The organism is Tepidibacillus decaturensis (assembly GCF_001561915.1).
GTDB classification, from domain to species: Bacteria; Bacillota; Bacilli; order Tepidibacillales; family Tepidibacillaceae; genus Tepidibacillus_B; species Tepidibacillus_B infernus.
In genome coordinates this window covers 2036023-2054282 of record NZ_LSKU01000001.1, presented here as the reverse complement: position 1 = coordinate 2054282, position 18260 = coordinate 2036023, and the positions used below count along the sequence as shown (strand labels likewise).

The 18260-nt window shown below is 35.5% G+C and carries 21 protein-coding genes and 1 pseudogene; 16 read left to right on the top strand and 6 right to left on the bottom strand.

What is annotated here, in order from left to right:
* The 10 genes from U473_RS09725 to U473_RS09680 all read left to right on the top strand — a co-directional run.
* Window positions 1-1815, top strand: a 1815-nt coding sequence (locus U473_RS09725) for a M6 family metalloprotease domain-containing protein (RefSeq protein ID WP_068727620.1), incomplete at its 5' end; no start/stop codon positions are given.
* A 176-nt stretch (window positions 1816-1991) separates the two neighbouring features.
* Complete coding sequence (locus U473_RS09720; protein ID WP_068725791.1) at window positions 1992-2891, top strand: Gfo/Idh/MocA family protein; 900 nt, start codon at window positions 1992-1994, stop codon at window positions 2889-2891.
* A gap of 57 nt (window positions 2892-2948) precedes the next feature.
* On the top strand, window positions 2949-3242 hold the full coding sequence (locus U473_RS15715) for a UTRA domain-containing protein (RefSeq protein WP_068725789.1): 294 nt from the start codon (window positions 2949-2951) through the stop codon (window positions 3240-3242).
* A 103-nt stretch (window positions 3243-3345) separates the two neighbouring features.
* On the top strand, window positions 3346-4548 hold the full coding sequence (gene nagA / locus U473_RS09710) for an N-acetylglucosamine-6-phosphate deacetylase (RefSeq protein ID WP_068725786.1): 1203 nt from the start codon (window positions 3346-3348) through the stop codon (window positions 4546-4548).
* Window positions 4545-5303 (top strand): glucosamine-6-phosphate deaminase, encoded by a 759-nt coding sequence (gene nagB, locus U473_RS09705; protein WP_068725784.1) that lies wholly within the window; start codon window positions 4545-4547, stop codon window positions 5301-5303. The genes nagA and nagB overlap by 4 nt, the downstream gene beginning before the upstream one ends.
* Window positions 5293-6021: a GntR family transcriptional regulator gene (locus U473_RS09700; RefSeq protein ID WP_068725782.1), complete on the top strand. Its 729-nt coding sequence runs from the start codon at window positions 5293-5295 to the stop codon at window positions 6019-6021. The genes nagB and U473_RS09700 overlap by 11 nt, the downstream gene beginning before the upstream one ends.
* Complete coding sequence (murQ, locus tag U473_RS09695) at window positions 6021-6935, top strand: N-acetylmuramic acid 6-phosphate etherase (protein WP_068725780.1); 915 nt, start codon at window positions 6021-6023, stop codon at window positions 6933-6935. Before U473_RS09700 ends, murQ begins: the two co-directional genes overlap by 1 nt.
* Before the next feature lie 16 nt (window positions 6936-6951).
* The gene (gene nagE, locus U473_RS09690) at window positions 6952-8310 is read left to right on the top strand and encodes an N-acetylglucosamine-specific PTS transporter subunit IIBC (protein ID WP_068725777.1); all 1359 of its coding nucleotides are present in this window, start codon (window positions 6952-6954) and stop codon (window positions 8308-8310) included.
* Window positions 8311-8324: 14 nt separating this feature from the next.
* Entirely contained in the window at window positions 8325-9242 is a 918-nt protein-coding gene (locus tag U473_RS09685) for a DUF7916 family protein (RefSeq protein WP_068725774.1), read from the top strand.
* A 136-nt stretch (window positions 9243-9378) separates the two neighbouring features.
* Window positions 9379-9690 (top strand): type II toxin-antitoxin system prevent-host-death family antitoxin, encoded by a 312-nt coding sequence (locus tag U473_RS09680; protein WP_235589100.1) that lies wholly within the window; start codon window positions 9379-9381, stop codon window positions 9688-9690.
* 115 nt (window positions 9691-9805) lie between these two features.
* On the opposite strand, the gene U473_RS09675 is transcribed toward U473_RS09680, so the two are convergent.
* The 3 genes and pseudogenes from U473_RS09675 to U473_RS09670 all read right to left on the bottom strand — a co-directional run bounded on the left by U473_RS09675 (window position 9806) and on the right by U473_RS09670 (window position 11018).
* Window positions 9806-10234: a DUF2321 domain-containing protein gene (locus U473_RS09675; protein ID WP_068725766.1), complete on the bottom strand. Its 429-nt coding sequence runs from the start codon at window positions 10232-10234 to the stop codon at window positions 9806-9808.
* Window positions 10235-10305: 71 nt separating this feature from the next.
* A pseudogene (locus U473_RS15710) lies at window positions 10306-10562 on the bottom strand (Tn3 family transposase); the annotation flags it as partial.
* 225 nt (window positions 10563-10787) lie between these two features.
* A complete protein-coding gene (locus U473_RS09670; RefSeq protein ID WP_235589099.1) occupies window positions 10788-11018 on the bottom strand; it encodes a hypothetical protein in 231 nt (76 codons plus the stop codon).
* Window positions 11019-11369: 351 nt separating this feature from the next.
* Here U473_RS09670 and U473_RS09665 point away from each other — a divergent pair, with 351 nt between their 5' ends.
* The 4 genes from U473_RS09665 to U473_RS09655 all read left to right on the top strand — a co-directional run bounded on the left by U473_RS09665 (window position 11370) and on the right by U473_RS09655 (window position 13815).
* The gene (locus U473_RS09665; RefSeq protein WP_068725764.1) at window positions 11370-12443 is read left to right on the top strand and encodes a M42 family metallopeptidase; all 1074 of its coding nucleotides are present in this window, start codon (window positions 11370-11372) and stop codon (window positions 12441-12443) included.
* A gap of 139 nt (window positions 12444-12582) precedes the next feature.
* A complete protein-coding gene (locus tag U473_RS15035; RefSeq protein WP_201024182.1) occupies window positions 12583-12951 on the top strand; it encodes an HD domain-containing protein in 369 nt (122 codons plus the stop codon).
* Window positions 12952-12963: 12 nt separating this feature from the next.
* The gene (locus tag U473_RS15030) at window positions 12964-13242 is read left to right on the top strand and encodes an HD domain-containing protein (RefSeq protein WP_201024180.1); all 279 of its coding nucleotides are present in this window, start codon (window positions 12964-12966) and stop codon (window positions 13240-13242) included.
* Between the two features lie 69 nt (window positions 13243-13311).
* Complete coding sequence (locus U473_RS09655) at window positions 13312-13815, top strand: phosphohydrolase (protein WP_201024178.1); 504 nt, start codon at window positions 13312-13314, stop codon at window positions 13813-13815.
* Window positions 13816-13857: 42 nt separating this feature from the next.
* Here the strand turns inward: U473_RS09655 and U473_RS09650 are convergent, their stop codons facing one another.
* From U473_RS09650 to U473_RS09640, 3 genes are all read right to left on the bottom strand, one after another.
* Window positions 13858-14610 carry an ABC transporter permease gene (locus U473_RS09650; protein WP_068725762.1) on the bottom strand — a complete coding sequence of 251 codons (753 nt, stop codon included), beginning with the start codon at window positions 14608-14610 and terminating at the stop codon, window positions 13858-13860.
* On the bottom strand, window positions 14607-15350 hold the full coding sequence (locus U473_RS09645) for an ABC transporter ATP-binding protein (RefSeq protein WP_068725760.1): 744 nt from the start codon (window positions 15348-15350) through the stop codon (window positions 14607-14609). Before U473_RS09645 ends, U473_RS09650 begins: the two co-directional genes overlap by 4 nt.
* Window positions 15351-15481: 131 nt before the next feature.
* Window positions 15482-15886, bottom strand: coding sequence for a phosphate-starvation-inducible PsiE family protein (locus U473_RS09640; protein ID WP_068725758.1), 405 nt, complete (start codon window positions 15884-15886; stop codon window positions 15482-15484).
* A 366-nt stretch (window positions 15887-16252) separates the two neighbouring features.
* On the opposite strand from U473_RS09640, the gene sigI reads away from it, so the two are divergent.
* On the top strand, window positions 16253-17023 hold the full coding sequence (gene sigI, locus U473_RS09635; RefSeq protein WP_082732480.1) for an RNA polymerase sigma-I factor: 771 nt from the start codon (window positions 16253-16255) through the stop codon (window positions 17021-17023).
* 14 nt (window positions 17024-17037) lie between these two features.
* Entirely contained in the window at window positions 17038-18144 is a 1107-nt protein-coding gene (locus tag U473_RS09630) for an anti-sigma factor domain-containing protein (protein ID WP_068725756.1), read from the top strand.
* The last annotated feature ends 116 nt before the right edge of the window (window positions 18145-18260 follow it).

Sequence of the window (18260 nt, the reverse complement as noted above, 5' to 3'; positions counted from 1 at the left end):
CTGGCAACTTTTATCTTATCCACCAGCTTAGTAGTTAGTAGTTTTTTAGTAGGGGGAGTCAATGCTAAAGTTGAAGATGTTGCAAAAGGAAAACAGCTTCAAGCCAATTTAGCTTCTTATGTAGCTGCTACTCCAGAATTGGTAGATATGGCAAAGGAAAAGGGCATTTCCTTAGAAAAAAATGACCCTGCTAACCTAGTAGGAGAAAAACACGGTAAAAAATTTAACCAACCTGACCAAGTTGGAGTCCAGTATCAACCAACAGATGATGAGATACCAATGCTCGTCTTACTTATTGAATTTCCTGATACAGCTTTAGGAGCACCAGAAGAAAGAGTTCCTGCAAATTATTTTCAAGATTTGATTTTTGGAACAGAGTATAATCCATATGAATTACCTATATTCTCAAAATATGCAACTTATAATGGAACACCCGTACCAACTGATCGAACCATGCAAAATGCTTATAAAGAATCAAGTTATGGTAAGGTTACTTTAACCACTTATGATGATATGACAGATATTGGCTGGGTTACTTTACCTAAACCTGCTTCTTACTACTTGGAGCAAAGTGATCATTTTGTTTATGGTAATGCAAATGGCGATGCTCGAATGGGAGAATTGATCATCGATGCATTAAAAACGGCTGATCAAGTGGTTGATTTTTCTAAATATGCAGTGAATGGAGAAGTTCCCAATGTATTTATTATTCATGAAGGAACTGGTGGAGAATGGAGTAGAGATCCACAACAAATTTGGTCCCACAAATGGAGTACTTTAGGAGCATTGTTCTGGGGTGGATGGTATGAAACAGGGTACTACCCCTCTGATACAAATCGGGATGGTGTCGAAAGCGATGAAGAATGGAATGCTTGGTTAGAAAAAGTTTTGCCTGATCTATTCTATGATAATGTTCTTGTTTATACTTATACGATTGAGCCGGAAATCGGTGGAAACGTAGCTGGATATAATCCATTTACAGGTCAATATGATGGGGTATACCAATCTGGTCCATATCCAGCACAGGTTGGAGTCTTTGCCCATGAATTCGGTCATGCTTTAGGGTTACCTGACTTCTATGATACCGCTTATACTTCGGAAGGAGTAGGAAACTTCTCTATGATGGCCGGTGGGTCGTGGTTAAGATATCCAAATGCTGGAGCTTACTCAGGTAACTCACCATCTCACTTTGATCCTTACTCAAAAATGTTCTTAGGTTGGTTAAATCCAATAGAAGTGAAACCAGAAGACGGAGCAAAAACCCTGACATTAAGACCTGTTAATGAAGCACAAGACGTAGTAAAGATGGAGGTCCCTGGTTCTAACGGAACAGAATATTTCTTATTTGAGAATATTCAACAAAAAGGATTTAACCAAGGATATGTTCGTGTTGGTGAAAATGCCCATGGTTTAGTGGCATGGCATGTAGATGAGAATGTAATTAAGCTTTATCATACAGCGGGGTTCCGACCAAACAATGTGGAAAACTGGAAGAATAAACGTTTCCAATATAATCAATATCAAATTGCAGCAGATGGAACAAAAGTTACGCACTATGGATTGTCAGTCGTACAGGCAGATGGCAATTATGATTTAGAGCATAATGTCAACCGTGGAGATGAAAGAGACTTCTTCAAAACAGGTAGTCAAATTACTCCATATACCTCTAATGTTCATACAGGGTCTTACTATTTTTGGAGTGAGAACAACCCTGTTCCAGCAAATACTGGCATTCATGTAACCAATATTCAAGAAAATCCTGATGGTTCTATTACAGCAGATTTCTATTATGATTTTGGGAATCAATTGAAGTAAAGAAGAATAAGAGAGGCCTCTCTAATTTAAGAGAGGTCCTTTTTAGCTAATCCTTCTATTTTTCAACATCATAATTCATCCGTTAGTTCTTGGGTATTATTCCTTTTATTGCATTTTATAAAAGTGTAATATATAGTTATCCAAAGAATAGTGCAGCATTAAAGGAGGAAGCAGTGTTGAAGATAGGGATAATAGGTTTAGGAAAAATTGCAGAAAAGGCATATCTTCCTGTGATAACCGCAATGAAAGGGATTGAGCTTATATTTGTAACTAGAAATAATGACAGATTAAACTTTTTAGCAGATAAATACCGAGTGAGTCATCGTTTAAATCATGTAGATGAACTCATTGCTCAAAATGTGGATGCTGCTTTTGTTCATACAGCTACAGAAGCACATGTTTCGATTATTGAAAAATTATTAAAAAATAAAATACATGTTTACGTAGACAAACCAATATCTTATTCAATTGAAGAAACTAGGAAAATCATTCAATTGGCAAAAGATCAAAATGTAAAGCTAATGGTAGGTTTTAATCGTCGCTATGCCCCAATGTATAAGGACTTACCAGAGTCCAAAGATTCGAAAATCATCATTATGCAAAAAAATAGGATGAATAAGATTAAAGAAGTACGAGAGGTTATTTATGATGATTTTATTCACATTGTTGATACACTAAGATATTTATCTAGAGGAGATATTGATCATTTTGATGTTGACACTGTCGTTCAGAATGGGAAATTACACCAACTTGTAGTGAAGTTTAAGGGTAAGAATTTTACATCAATTGGGATAATGAATCGCGACCATGGAATTAATGAAGAGATACTTGAATATATCGTTCCAAAAAAGAAATGGATCGTTAAAAATCTGGTAGACACCATACAATCTGAAAATGGTGAGGAGAAAATGATTAAAAGCAATGATTGGGATTCAACATTATATCGAAGGGGATTTGTTGGAGTCATTGAAGATTTTATAAAAATAGTTTCTAAGGATCTTTCGACAATCAATTTAATGAATGATGCATTAGAAACCCATGAATGGTGTGAAAAGATTATTGAGAGAATTATATAAACACAGTTAGGCAAGCTATTCAAGAGTTAGAAAAGGAAGGCTATATTTATAAACAACATGGATTTGTATGATATTCTGACTGAAAGATTTAATGTTAATTTCACAAAGGCAGTGGAAAGTTTTCAACCGGTAAATACGAGAAAACATGAGGCGGAATTACTCGAATATAAAGAAAACCATCCAAGCATGATGATCGAAAGAATAACCTACGATAAAATCGGTATTATTGAGTACACGGTAGGCATCGCAAGAGGTGATCGTTTTAAATATCGGGTGGTATTGAATGTTTTTATACTAAACAATATGAATATAAATTCAGAGTCAAGAGGGGAGAATATCCCCTCTATTTGATTACTTCATACAATGATTTCATTTTTCTTAACAAATGGTATAGACAACTAGTTATCTTAATGATAAGATCAATTTAGAAATAGATAAAAGGAGTCCTGACAGCATGGTTCCAAACAGAAACCGCTTTATTATTTCAAATGTGACTATTTTCAAACAAGACGAAAAGATTGAAAATGGCTACATTAGAATTGAAAATGGAATAATATTGGAAATTGATGAGATGGATAAGTTTCAAAATACAGACAATATTGAAGTAATCCAGTTATCAAATGATTTTAAACTCATTCCAGGAGCGATCGATCTTCATATTCACGGAGCTGCAGGTGCAGACACAATGGATGCAACTTTTGAAGCGATTGAAACCATTGCAAGCGCATTACCTAAAGAAGGAACAACCGGTTTCTTAGCAACAACGATTACAAAGGAGAAAGAAGAAATTGAACAGGCTTTGATTAATGTAGCTAATTATATGAGGACAGAAAACGGGTCTGGGAAAGCTGAGGTTTTAGGAGTACATCTAGAAGGGCCATTTATCTCGTCGAAAAGAGCTGGTGCACAACCTCCGCACGCCATTATTGAACCAGACGTTGAACTATTTAAAAAATGGCAAACAATTTCAGGAAATCATATTAAGTTAGTAACCTTAGCCCCCGAAAGGAAAGGAGGATTGGAATTAACTGCCTACTTGCGAGAAACAGGTGTTGTTACTTCTATTGGACATTCTGATGCCATTTATCAGGAAGTGGTAGAAGCAATCAAAGTAGGTGTTACACATGCCACCCATCTATTTAATGGAATGAGGGGATTACATCATCGCGAACCTGGAGTTGTTGGGGCTGTATTACTACATGATCAAGTCAAAGCGGAACTTATCGTAGATGGTATTCATGTGCGACCGGAAATGGTCAAATTAGTTTTTCAGCAAAAGGGTAAGGAAGGTGTTGTTCTGGTAACAGATGCCATGAGGGCAAAATGTTTAGGAAAGGGTATTTATCAATTAGGAGGGCAAGAAGTTTTTGTTGATGATCAACAAGCATCCTTAAAAGATGGTACATTAGCAGGTAGCATTTTAAAAATGAAGGATGCCATGAAAAATATGATGAATTTTACGGATTGTACGTTAGAAGACGTTATCCATATGAGCTCAATAAATCCAGCTAAACAACTTAATGTATTTGATAGAAAAGGTAGTATTAAAGTTGGTAAGGATGCTGATCTTGTTTTACTTGATAAAAATAACCAAGTCGTTATAACATTTTGTAGAGGCGAATTAGCATATAACCGGGAAGGAGGAAAAGGAATATGAAAATCATTGAGGTAGAAGATTACAAAGCATTGACTAAAAAGACTTCAGAAATCATTATCGAACGTGTATCTCAGTCTACTTCTTTGACACTTGGTTTGGCTACAGGATCAACTCCTTTAGGCGTATATGAAAATTTGCGTGAGGACTTTTTAAACAATAAAACTTCATATCAACATGTGCAAACATTTAATTTAGATGAATATGTAGGTTTGCATAAAGAAAATCCAAATAGTTATTACTATTACATGAGAGAAAACCTTTTTAATCATATTGATATTCCATCAGACCAAATACACATTCCAAATGGTATGGCGGAAGATTTAGAGATCGAATGCCAAAGATATGAAGGACTTATTGAACAAGTAGGAGGTATAGATCTACAACTTTTAGGAATTGGCGTTAATGGGCATATCGGTTTTAACGAGCCTGGAACAGCTTTCGATTCAACTACGCATGTCGTAAAATTAGCTGAATCAACTCGAAGAGCTAACTCTCGTTTTTTTCATGATTTATCTGAGGTTCCGACACATGCGATTACAATGGGGATCGCTACAATCATGAAAAGCAAGCAGATTATATTATTGGTTTATGGTTTAAAAAAGGCACAAATATTACACGATTTAATGACTAAGGAGATAAATGAAGAGCTTCCAGCTTCTATCCTAAAAAAACACCCGAATGTGACTATTATTGCTGATGCAAAAGCAATGTCTATAATCAAGGAAAAGGAAAGAGTTGGTGCGTATGATCAATAAAAATTCTCCTTTACCGATCTACTATCAGCTTGAGGAAATCATTAAAGAAATGATTGAAAAAGAGGAATTAAAACCGGGTGATTTAATTCCTTCAGAGCGAGAGTTTTCCGAAAAATACGAGATAAGCAGAATGACTGTTCGCCAAGCTATCAACAGTCTTGTAAATGACGGGTATCTACTTCGTAAGCAAGGCAAAGGTACCTATGTAGCAAGACAAAAAATTGAGCAAACCTTAAAAGGGTTAACAAGTTTTTCAGAGGATATGAAAACCAGAGGAATGGAACCGAGTACGAAGTTAATTGATTTTAATGTTATTCCTAGCAGTAATGGGATTGCAACTAAATTAGCGATTGAAGAAGGTACACTTATCTATGAAGTAAAACGGGTTCGATTGGCAGATCATATACCAATGGCATATGAGGTTTCGTATTTACCTGTAGATCTAGTAAAAGGGTTAAATAAAGAAATCGTTAATGGTTCTTTATACGAATATATTGAAAATATTTTAAATATGAAAATTGGCCATGGAACTCAAGTGCTTGAGGCGTCAATTGCTAGGAAAACAGAAAGTGAAATATTAGATATTCATGAAGGGGCACCTGTTTTAATGATACAACGTTACAGCTATCTTGAAGATGGGAATCCATTGGAAGTAGTTAAGTCCGTATATCGTGCTGACCGATACAAATTTATTATTGATATGCCAAGGGTGAAATGATGGAAGAAAAGAAAACGATTACAGAACAGAGTAACCAGAAAAGCTTAAGAATTGATGAAATGAGTTCTTTGGAGATTATTACTTTAATGGCCGAAGGGGACAAAAAAATATATGAAGCTATAGAAAAGACCCTTCCTACGGTAGCAAAATCAGTCGATGCAATCGTTGAGCGTTGGCAAAAAGGGGGAAGGTGCTTTGTTGTCGGTGCTGGAACGAGTGGGCGACTTGGAGTTCTTGATTCGGTTGAATTAATTCCAACATTCTCTATTGAACCTGGGAGATGGATAGGGCTCATTGCTGGAGGATATGAAGCCATGTGGACTCCCTTAGAAGAAAATGAAGACGATGAAAAACAAGTGGTTGAAGAATTACAAGGATATTTAATATCAGCAAATGACGTTATTATTGGCGTAAGTGCCAGTGGCACTACACCATATGTTCTTTCAGCACTTGATTTTGGTAATAAAATTGGAGCATTAACAATTTCGATTAGTTGCAATGAAAAAACTCCAGCTTCAAAATTTAGTCTATTTGGGATTGAAGCTGTTGTTGGGCCAGAAGTTATTCGGGGTTCAACAAGATTAAAGGCTGGAACAGCACAAAAGATGATCTTAAATATGATATCTACAGCGACAATGGTTCGCTTAGGGAAAGTTTACCAAAATCAGATGGTAGATATGCAATTAATTAATAAAAAATTGGTTAAGAGAGCAATCTCAACTTTAATGGATTTAACTAATCTATCTGAATTTGAAGCAAAAGATTTACTAGAACAAAGTGAATATCATTTGAAAACAGCGATATTTGTTGCTTTAACACAAGGATCCAAAGAACAAGCTCAGTATTATTTAAGTCAATCTAATGGTAGATTGAAAGAAGCGATTCATCGCTTTTTCAATACAAATTTAAAATGAAGGAAGGGGTCTTATTATGTTAGGTTTTTTACAACGAATTGGTAAAGCATTAATGCTACCAATTGCTGTATTACCTGCTGCAGGCTTATTATTACGTTTAGGTCAACCGGATTTATTAAATATTCCTTTTATCGCAGCAGCTGGTGATGCTGTATTTTCAAATTTAGCGTTGCTTTTTGCAATCGGGGTAGCGGTAGGATTATCAAAGGATGGAAACGGTTCTGCGGGTTTAGCTGGAGCTGTTGGTTATTTTGTATTAACAAAAGGAGCTACTGCCATAAACGAAGAGATCAATATGGCAGTCTTGGGTGGAATTATTGCTGGTATTGTTGCTGGTCTTTTGTATAATCGTTATCATGAGATTAAATTACCAGATTGGTTGGGATTTTTCGGTGGTAAACGATTTGTCCCTATCGTTACCTCTCTTGCGATGCTTATTTTAGCAGGAATCTTTGGCTATATCTGGCCTGTCATTCAAAACGGTATCAATGCCGTGGGAGAATGGATTGTAGGGGCAGGAGCATTAGGGGTTGGAATTTTTGGTTTCTTAAATCGTTTGTTAATTCCTGTAGGGTTACACCATGTACTTAATAGTTTAGTTTGGTTTGTTTTCGGTGAGTTTGGGGGGAAAACAGGTGATCTAAACCGTTTCTTCGCCGGAGATCCTTCTGCAGGTATCTTTATGGCAGGATTTTTCCCAGTAATGATGTTTGGTCTTCCTGCTGCAGCCCTTGCTATGATTGCGACTGCTAAAAAGCATCGACGTAAAGCAGTTGCTGGAATGTTGATTGGGGTCGCCTTGACTTCATTTTTAACAGGTATTACCGAACCGATTGAATTTGCTTTCATGTTCTTATCGCCAATTTTATATTTTGTTCACGCTGTTCTAACAGGCGTTTCAATGTCTATCGCTTACTTACTAGGAACTCATCATGGTTTTACATTCTCGGCTGGAGCAATTGACTTCTTCTTAAATCTTGGATTGGCCACAAAGCCATGGTTACTTTTTGCTTTTGGTTTAGTTTATGGTTTAGCCTATTTTGTTATCTTTTATTTCTTAATCAAGGTGATGGACTTGAAAACACCAGGTCGTGAAGATGAAGAAATAGAAGAGGGTGGATTAACGATTAGCTCGAAAAAATATGAAGATTTGGCAGTAGAATATTATGAAGCATTAGGTGGAAAAGATAATATTGCACATCTAGACAATTGTGTGACTCGTTTGCGCCTTAAAGTAAAAGATATAACAAAAGTAGATGAAGCTGAATTAAAAAGACTTGGGGCTAAAGGAGTAATTAAGCTTAGTTCTACAGAAATCCAAGTGGTTGTTGGTACAGACGTTGAATTTTTAGCTAATGCCATGCGTTTGATGTAGTGGGGGTTTCTATAATGAAAAGATTATTAGATTGTACAGCATCAGATTTTAAAATAATGAATGGTCAGGATCTAAAACAAGCCATAAAAGCTTCAGAAGGACGAGTTATTGTTTCCGAAGTTATTGGAGCCGTACAACCTTTATACCCAAGTGTAACCAATGCAGAAATATCCGCTGCTTTTGGAGCAGATATGATTTTACTTAATTTCTTCGATGTTTTTCATCCATCTATTCAAGGTTTAAGGATAGAAGAGCCAGCAATGATTGTTAATCGGTTAAAGGAATTAATTGGCCGTCCTGTAGGATTAAATTTAGAACCTGTCGATCTAAAAGCTAAACAATTAGAGCAACTTGTTCATTTGCCAGAAGGAAGATTAGCTTCTGAAAAGGCATTAACAGAGGCTAAAAAGTTAGGATTTGATTTTGTCTGTTTAACGGGTAATCCGAAAACAGGAGTAACCAATATGGAAATTAAGAAAGCAATTGAAACAGCAAGAAGCGTATTTGGGAAAGATGGCCTGATTATTGCTGGGAAAATGCATGGAGCCGGGGTAGAAGGAGAAACAGGTGATGAAATCGTAAAAGAAGAAGATATTATAGGTTTTATAGAATCAGGAGCAGATATTATCCTACTTCCTTCACCAGGTACGGTTCCGGGAATCACCATTGAATCCACTCAACAGCTTATAAAGTCTATCCATAAAATGGGTGCACTTGCATTATTAACGATTGGAACAAGTCAAGAAGGAGCAGATGAAAGTACGATTAGACAAATTGCTCTTAATAGTAAAATGGCAGGCGCTGATGTTTACCATATAGGTGATGCTGGTTATGCTGGTATTGCGATTCCTGAAAACATCATGGTTTATTCCATAGTGGTAAGAGGTAAGCGTCATACCTATGTGAGAATGGCTTCTTCTGTACTTCGTTAAATAGTACTAATACAAGAGGGAAGATAGGAATCATCCTATTTTCCCTTTTTAATTTATAGCTACATGATATAATAAAGAAAAAATGTGATGTGTAGGGTAGTGAAAAACATGGGCAAAAAAGGCACCGGATTTAATCGTGGAAATTCTCTCTCCTTCCACCGCATTAAAAGATAAGAAGAACAAACGGAAAACATATTTAAGAAATAATTTTGCTGATATATCAAGGATTGTTCATGAAAAGGCAGAACCAGTCTTTTTAACTAAAAACGGTTTTGGTGATATGGTTGTGATGAGTATAGAAACCTACGAACGTAAATTATTTGAAAGTGAAATTTATTTTAAGCTAAAGGAAACAGAACTTGAAGCCAATACAACAGATAAAAAATATTCCCATAAAGAAGTTTTTGATGATTTAAGGGCAAAACTTGCTAATAAGGTGGATCTCTGATAATGTATGAAGATCATTTGAAGGCACAATAACAAATTAAATGCAAAAACGGGAAGTTTGGAATGATCCGACTCCCCTTTTTTATTTATATTCTTTTAAAACGCTTACAAAAATTCTAATCCGTCCAGATAATTTCTTTAGCTGTCTCACTAGAGATATCTAATAATTGATCTTTGAAGATAGATGTTTTGGGGCCGAGCTTTTCAATAATCTTTTTAACACGAATCGCTGCAACAGGGGTAAAAGGGGTCTCACGTATAATTTCACAAATACTGTCTTCTAAAATATTTCTCTCATCTCTCGTCAAATAATCCATCTTTTCAGCTAATTCCTTAAGGTATTGCAACTTTTCTTTTGTCCATGGATAAAGATGGCCACATTTGACACATACAGTAGGTAAATGATCGTATTCTTGAAATGCTGAGTGGCAAGCTGGACATTCAGTTATGATTTGTGAGCCGCATTTAGGGCACACATTCTGTTCTAATTCCTTTACAATATGTCCATTTAAACAAACTTTTACTTTTGCTTCACTATTCGACATACGCTTCCCTTCTTCCCTTTAAACCGATAAATGCTCGGATAATTTAATGGTAAACGCTTTCATTCTTTTTATCAATAGGAAATTTCTACTTTAATCATATGTATTCTATTAAAAGAAAAAAGTTTGTTTTGAGTCATGTGTTCCCATCCTAAAGGAGATGTATGGCTTTGGTCAAATATACTGTATTCCAAATGCTGATCGCATTTATAATAATATTTAGTGCACTAGCACGTTGGAGCTGATCTTGTAAAGCACGTTCGCGAAGTTCTCCATGTTTACCAAAGAATATTGCTCTTGCCAAAGCGTTCATTGCCTCATCTTTATCTAATTTACAACACAACTGAAACTGACACAGTATCAAAAAAAGAAGCTGATCTAAATCAGTAACAATAATTATGTTACTTTTCGAACAGCGTCTCTGTGTTTGTTTAATTAATCAATTATAGAGTTTATTTTTTTACATATCTAACTATTATATAAATAAATAATATAAGAAGTATTAGCGTTATTATCGGAAAAATGATATTATTCATTTGAAATTGTCCTTTCTAGTTTAATTTCCAACAGAAGTGAATTGGCCATCTTTTACTCTTCCATAAATCCATAATTTTGTACTTACTGGAGCTACCATATCCAATGTATACCTAGCCTCTGCAGGTAAGGTAGATGTTTCATATTTTCTTATTATTGACAATGTATCACTACCAACTACTCCTGGTGGTATTACAAGATACCATTCATCAAAAGCTCTAACAATTTCTCCCATGCCTGTTGATGGATTCACATAAACTGTTACGTAGAACTGATAGTTTACAGTAGCAGCATACCAGTAAACCTTATAGGTGACATTTTGACCTGGTGGAATTTTACTAACCTCTTCATTAGATTATCACCCTTCCTATATTTATAGTTCAGATACATATTAGCATATAATTTTTGAAATTTTTGTCGTTTCTTGTAACTAGAATGATTTTTTTATATCATTAACATTGTAAAATATAGTCAGGATTTTCGGTAAATAAATTTTCATGAATATAAGGCAAAAAGTCTAAAAACGAAATAAATTCTTTGAAAAATAACAATATTTACTATAATGATAAGTAAGGTGATTAAAATGGAAAGGGGAAGGATTTAAATGAATGAACGATTACAGATGTTTAAGGAACTAACAGAGGCACATGGAGCACCTGGATTCGAAAGACAGGTTCGAGATCTTATGCGAAAGTATATGAGTCAATATACCAATGAAATTATCCAAGATAACCTTGGTGGAATTTTTGGAGTAAGACGGGATGATCCAGCTGGGCCTACAGTAATGGTGGCAGGCCATCTTGATGAAGTTGGATTTATGGTGACACAAATTACCGAGAAGGGTTTTATTAAATTTCAACCACTAGGAGGATGGTGGAGTCAGGTTCTTTTGGCACAACGTGTAAGAATCTTAACTCTTACAGGAGAGGTAATGGGAGTGATCGGTTCATTACCACCCCATCTTTTATCTGATGAGGATAAAAAGAAAACAGTCGATATTAAAAAAATGTTTATTGATGTAGGAGCAGATAATAGAGAAGATGCCTTAGAAATGGGAATTCGTCCTGGGCAACCCATTGTCCCTGCCACTCCTTTTTCTGTCCTAAGCAATCCGAAGAAGTTAATGGCCAAAGCTTGGGATAATCGTTTTGGTTGTGCAATGGCGGTTGATTTATTAGCCTCCCTTAAAGATGTAAAATTACCCAATACTTTATTCGCTGGAGCCAATGTTCAAGAAGAAGTAGGTTTGCGTGGAGCTGAAACAGCGGCAAATATGATTAAACCAGACATCTTTTTTGCTTTAGATGCAGGTCCAGCTGGGGATGTACCAGGAGCACCTGAAGATGCGATGGGAAATATTGGTGATGGCGTTTTAATTCGTATCTATGACCGTTCTTATATTACTCATCAAGGGATGAGGGAGTATATCCTAGATACCGTTCAAACATTAGGAGTGAAACATCAATACTTTGTCTCCCAAGGTGGAACAGATGCTGGAAGAGTTCATACTCATGGTAGGGGAGTTCCTTCCATTGTTGTATCCATTCCATCCCGTTATATTCATAGCCATGCTTCCATCATCCATTACGATGATTACATAGCTGCCAAAGAAACTTTAACCGCATTAGTCAAGAATTTAGACAAAAGTACTTATGAAGCGATTATAAGGAATGCATAAGAAAAATAGTGAAGAACCCCTTTGCACATACGAGGGGGTTTTCTTTTGCTACAAAGTTGAAAAGTTTTGTTATACTAAAAGTTAAGTCATACGAAACAATTAAAATGATCTGATTAAGATTAAAAAAGGAAGAATACGGATGGAATCAATGGAAGCGATTGTTGAAAAAGTTAAAGGAATAGTAAAGGAACAAATGTTATGTGAAGCTACAGGACATGATTATTGGCATGTGATGAGGGTTTATCATAATGCTTTGCTATTGTTAGAGGAGGAAGAAAAAGATAAGGAAGTTAACCCATGGGTTGTACAATTAGCCGCTCTTTTACATGATATTGGCGATTACAAAATCACTGGTTCTCATCAAACCCAAACAGAAGTGCCAAAGCAAATTTTGAAACAATTTGCGGTTGATCAACGTCTTATTGATCAAGTCGTACAAATTATTGGGGAGATTAGTTTCCACCAGCAAACAGAACAGTTAAGCTCGATTGAGTCCCAAATTGTTTAAGATGCAGATCGGTTGGATGCGATTGGCGCAATTGGGATAGCACGTGCTTTTGCCTATGGTGGAGCCAAAAACAGAGAGATTTGGAATCCAGATGAGCCGCCAAAATTAAACATGTCAAAAGAAGAGTACATACAAAATAAAGGGAATAGTATCAATCACTTTTATGAGAAGCTTTTGCTTTTAAAAGATAAAATGAATACGCAAGCAGGTAAAGAAATTGCAGTAAAACGCCATCAATTTATGGAACGTTTCCTTGAACAGTTCTTTGCTGAATGGAATGGGAAAAGGTAGAAAAAATGAAATCACTGAAAATAAGATGTAAACAAAGAAAGTAGATTCAGTAGAAAGGATGGAGTAAAGTTGCAGGAAATGATCGAAAAAGCGGTAGCAGAACTAAAACAATACTTTATCTTAGATGAAAAAAGAGTTGCTTATGGGCTAAAGGTATTACAGCACGCTGAAGAAATTGCTGAACAAGAACAGATTCAGGATGAAAAAATGAAACAAGTGATTGCTTTAACGTCTCTTTTTAGCCATATCGGGATTCAAGAAGCAGAGAAGAAATATCGTTCCACTGGAGGAAAATACCAAGAGTTAGAAGGGCCTCCTATTGCCAAGGAAATTCTAGAGAGATCAGGTGTGGAACAGGATGTTATTGATCGTACCCTTTACATCATCGGTCATCAATATACATTTAATAAAATTGATGGTATCGATTTTCAAATCATTTGGGAAGCGAAGCTTCTTGTAAATTTGGAAGAGAAGAATCTTTACCATGACCCTCAACATTATCCTGATATGGATCGCATCTTTTCAACGCAAGCTGGGAAAGAAAAGTTGAAAAAATTATTCAATATAAACTAGGCAATTTGGTTCAGTTGCGAAAGTTGAGTTAAATATATTCACTTAAAATCTTTCAATGAACTGGTGTGCTTTATTAAATAATAGCCCATGTGTTAACAATCCCAACAGAATCGCAGTAATTGCTGCAGATGAAGTAAAGGAATACATGATCAAAATCTGATAACGTACGGCTTCGATCGGATTAGCTCCGGCTACAATCATACCGGTCATCATGCCGGGTAATTGAACTAGCCCGACTGTTTTCATCCCGTCAATGGTTGGCAACATGGACGCTTTTACTGTATTCTGCATCACATGGGAAATTGCCTGTTTTGATGTCGCTCCTAGTGCCAAATACACCTTGATTTCTTCTCTTCTCGTTTCCAATTCCGAATGTAATCGATTAAGAAATAATCCTGAAACCACCATACCATTACCAATGATCATTCCACTGATCGGAATAATATATTGGGGTGTTGAACCAATAATTTTCAGACCGACTAATAGACCCATCGTTAAAATTTCTGTTGAAGTAATTGCAATAGCAATTCGACGTCCAATTTTAGGTAGTCCTCTACCCTTTTTCCTTGCATTTAGCGTGGCGACGGTAATCATCATTGTGAGCATCAACAGAATTAATATCCATGATTGAAGCCGAAAAATCGTATGGAGAACATAACCCACCGCGATTAATTGGATCGCAGCTCGAACGGTTCCAATGATAATATCCTTTTCTAGCCCTATCCGTTGCCAGATAGAAAGGATAATCGCAAAGGCGACAAAAATTAGCGTTAACAATAAGGCAAAAGTACTCATTCGTTCTCTACCTCCTCATCAAATGAGGTAGCAATGAATTCTCGTGTGACCTCATGTTGTGGATGTTCAAATACCTCATTTGTATGTCCTTTCTCAATGATTTTTCCATCTGCAATCACCCAAGTATATTGTCCGACTCTTTTTGCCTGTTTCAAATTATGAGAGACCCACAAAATAGTTTTCCCTTGTTGTTGATGTAAGGTTTGAATCAATTCTTCAATTTCTAAGGAACTATTGGGATCTAGAGATGCGGTGACTTCATCCAATAAGAGAATCTCCGGTTGGTTCGCTAAGGTTCGAGCTAAAGATACCCTTTGTTTTTGCCCCCCTGAAAGAGATCGAGCATCCTGATCCTTCAACGTTTTAGGAAGGGCCACTTGTTCTAATAGATTGTCTATTTCTTTTTCAGTTAACGTTTGGCGAAATAGCTTAGGTCCGATTAATAGATTATCTCTAACTGTACCTGAAAGCATGGTCGGCATTTGAAAGACCATTCCAATTTTTTTGCGTAATTCAAGTACATTCAGTTCATGATAAGGTTTGCCTTTAAAACGGATGATCCCTGAATCTGGATCGGCCATTTTATTCATTAAAGATAAAAAAGTACTTTTTCCCGATCCAGAAGGACCAATAATCGTAATGAGTTCCCCTTCCATCACTTTTGCAGAGATGCCTTTAAGGATTGGGTTCCCCTTATTATCTTTTTTGACGATATTTTCAATCGTGATCAATTCTTCCATTCAAACTGTCCTTCTTCCCATGCGTTCAGTTAAAACTACTTCCTTAATGTCGCAATCAATCGATTCTCTGATTAGGATTCCATCCTCTGCAATAGTCTCATCAAAAACTAAAATAAGGTGTTCATTCTTTATTAGCTATGTTTTTTCTCTAAGATTCTCTCTTCTTGCGTTCGGACAGCCTTACGTACTATAAACAATAATACCAAGGTTAAAGTAGCAATAAAATATTCGGTTGCACTTTTATATTCTAGGACGATTTTTCTCGCTAGCGCTATCATCACAATATCGATAATGGCAAATGGATTTTTACGAATCAACATAATGGCAAACTCTAAACTCACAACCAAAACAAGAAAATCACCCAATACCGTCTTCGATTGATCAATGATATTATGACTTCTTACCAGATGTAATAAATCATTGACAATATACCCACCTTCAGCAATAACCGTTAAGACTAATATAATTGCTAAGACGATCTCAATCCATTTAATAATTCCTTCAATTTTTTCATCAATGAGCGGAAAAAACTTCATCAAACTCCCCCTCTTCTCTTTCTATTCACCTCTATCATTTTATTGTTGATTTGATTCGATTATATATGATTTTTGCTAATTTTTGGTCAATAAAGTATGACGATTAAGTCAATATTTTTATCGATTCGACTTTTTTATGTATGGTAGCAAATGTTTGGTGATTCCCTATTTTTATCTATTCCCTTTTTGTTGATCACAGGATATACTTGAATTTACTTGATCGCTATTGTCGGATGGGATTTTGTATATTGTAGGGTCATTATACTTCTATTTTATGTTTCGTCATCTGAAAGAAAAAAGATTTGATCAAATTACCCCCTTAAAAGCGGATTAGATTTACGAAAAATATAGTGCGAGGTGTATCATGTGATTTTTAACATTTTCCTAGGAATTAGAAACCAAGCACAATCGAAAAAAAACAGAAGAAAAATTAATTTGGATGAACAGGTTCAAATGGTTCAAGCAGGGGATTTAGAATTGAGAAATCGCCTATTAAAGGAATACCAACCGTTTATTCTAAGTGAAAGTTCTGCTGTTTGCAAAAGATATATCCATCAAGAAATGGATGAATTTAGTATTGCCTTATCTGCTTTTAATGAAGCGATGGACTCGTTTAACCATAAACAAAATACATCGTTCTTGTCTTTTGCAAAGATGGTTATCAAAAGAAGACTTGTTGATTATATACGCAAAGAAAGTAGGTTCCAAAAGCAGATCCCGATCACTACTTTTGAAGTGGAAGATGAGGAGAATCAAATCATCAATCCGATTGAAATGAGACAAGCGATAGATAATTACCAAGAAAAAGAGATAAAAGAGCAAAGAAAGGATGAAATGTTGAGGTATATTCAGGAAATAGAAAAGTACGGGATTACTTTGCATGATCTAGTTGAAGTTTCACCAAAACATGCTGATAGCAGGATGCAATTATTTAAGATTGCTGACATCTTAATAGAAGATCAAAATATGGTTCAATATTTGCTTGAAAAAAAATCCTTGCCGATTAAAGATTTACTTTTAAAAGTTGAAGTAAGCCGAAAAACCATAGAACGGAATCGTAAATATATTATTGCTTTAGCACTGATTAAAATTCATGATTTTCATTATTTAAAGGAATATTTACAAACTGCGAAGTAAAGGAGGGATAAAAAATGGACAAAGGAATCGTAATGGAAGTTCTTTCAAGTGGAAATGTAATTGTACTCACAAAAGATGGACAATTTCTCTCTGTTAAACCTCATTCCAAAGTTGAGATTGGGGAAGAGGCCTCTTTTAAATTGCTTGAAAAAGATCGGCAGTATCAAGCAATATTCGCAAACCATAAAATAAGATGGATTGCTTCAGTTGCAGCGATTTTCCTTCTATTATTGGTTGGAATCCCCGGTTGGTTTGGTTTAGATTCTAATGTAGATAAGGTTGCAGCTTATGTTACCGTTGATATCAATCCAAGCGTTGAAATTGCTATTAGTTCAAAAGAGACCGTTCTTCAGATAGAAGGGATCAATGAGGATGGGAAAAAACTAGTACAAACCATCCGTGATTCGATCATTGGCATTCCTGTAGCTCAGGCTACATCAATCTTACTGCAAGAATCAGAAAAACTTGGATATATAAAAGCAAATGCCGAGGTTGTAATCTCTACAACTAGGTTAATTGAAGATCAAACATTCGAAAAAAACATAGAAGATCAAGTAAAACGGGCTGTAGCTGATCAATTGAAAAAAGTTACCAATGTATCGATTACTACTGTTGAGACAACTGCTCAAGTAAGAGAAGATGCACAAAAAAGCGGTTTGTCAACAGGGAAATACGCGATTTATCTGATGACTAAAAATAAGAATCAAGAAATTTCTATCGATCGATTTAAAAATCAATCTATTTCTGAAATTGCCAAAGATCGTGATGATCTAAAGCAGATTCTTGGAAAAAATATTACAGCTGAAATTGTAGAGCAGTGGCATGACAAACAAGAGTCGAAGAACGATGAGAAGGAAGAAAAGAAAGAGTTAAAAGATCAAGGAGGTAAACAGAATAAGAATGATGATCAAAAAGTTGATCATAAAAAAGAGAATGGCAAAAATGAAGAAAAACAAGAGGTCAAGATTGAATTAAACCAGAAAAGAACAAGTGGAAATAAGCAAGATGATGAAATAAAGAATGATAGAAAAGAACAGAAAGATGATAGAAATAAAAAAGATGAAAAAGATAAAAAAGATAATGAAAAAAACGATGGAGAAACAAAACATAAGAACCAATAAAATGGAAAAGAAGAAGATTAGAGATCGTATCATTATTGATACGATCTTTTTTTAAAGATTAAGAAAGTATAACTTTCTTCCATTTGTCATTTAAGGGTTTGTATATTTCATAAGCT

Bases quoted from the DNA above. Each gene is read 5' to 3' on its own strand.
- U473_RS15715 (WP_068725789.1), top strand. From the start codon at position 2,949: ATGGATTTGTATGATATTCTGACTGAAAGATTTAATGTTAATTTCACA.
- nagA (WP_068725786.1), top strand. From the start codon at position 3,346: ATGGTTCCAAACAGAAACCGCTTTATTATTTCAAATGTGACTATTTTC.
- nagB (WP_068725784.1), top strand. From the start codon at position 4,545: ATGAAAATCATTGAGGTAGAAGATTACAAAGCATTGACTAAAAAGACT.
- U473_RS09700 (WP_068725782.1), top strand. From the start codon at position 5,293: ATGATCAATAAAAATTCTCCTTTACCGATCTACTATCAGCTTGAGGAA.
- murQ (WP_068725780.1), top strand. From the start codon at position 6,021: ATGGAAGAAAAGAAAACGATTACAGAACAGAGTAACCAGAAAAGCTTA.
- nagE (WP_068725777.1), top strand. From the start codon at position 6,952: ATGTTAGGTTTTTTACAACGAATTGGTAAAGCATTAATGCTACCAATT.
- U473_RS09685 (WP_068725774.1), top strand. From the start codon at position 8,325: ATGAAAAGATTATTAGATTGTACAGCATCAGATTTTAAAATAATGAAT.
- U473_RS09675 (WP_068725766.1), bottom strand. From the start codon at position 10,234: ATGTCGAATAGTGAAGCAAAAGTAAAAGTTTGTTTAAATGGACATATT.
- U473_RS09665 (WP_068725764.1), top strand. From the start codon at position 11,370: ATGAATGAACGATTACAGATGTTTAAGGAACTAACAGAGGCACATGGA.
- U473_RS15035 (WP_201024182.1), top strand. From the start codon at position 12,583: ATGGAATCAATGGAAGCGATTGTTGAAAAAGTTAAAGGAATAGTAAAG.
- U473_RS09650 (WP_068725762.1), bottom strand. From the start codon at position 14,610: ATGAGTACTTTTGCCTTATTGTTAACGCTAATTTTTGTCGCCTTTGCG.
- U473_RS09645 (WP_068725760.1), bottom strand. From the start codon at position 15,350: ATGGAAGAATTGATCACGATTGAAAATATCGTCAAAAAAGATAATAAG.
- U473_RS09640 (WP_068725758.1), bottom strand. From the start codon at position 15,886: ATGAAGTTTTTTCCGCTCATTGATGAAAAAATTGAAGGAATTATTAAA.
- U473_RS09630 (WP_068725756.1), top strand. From the start codon at position 17,038: ATGGACAAAGGAATCGTAATGGAAGTTCTTTCAAGTGGAAATGTAATT.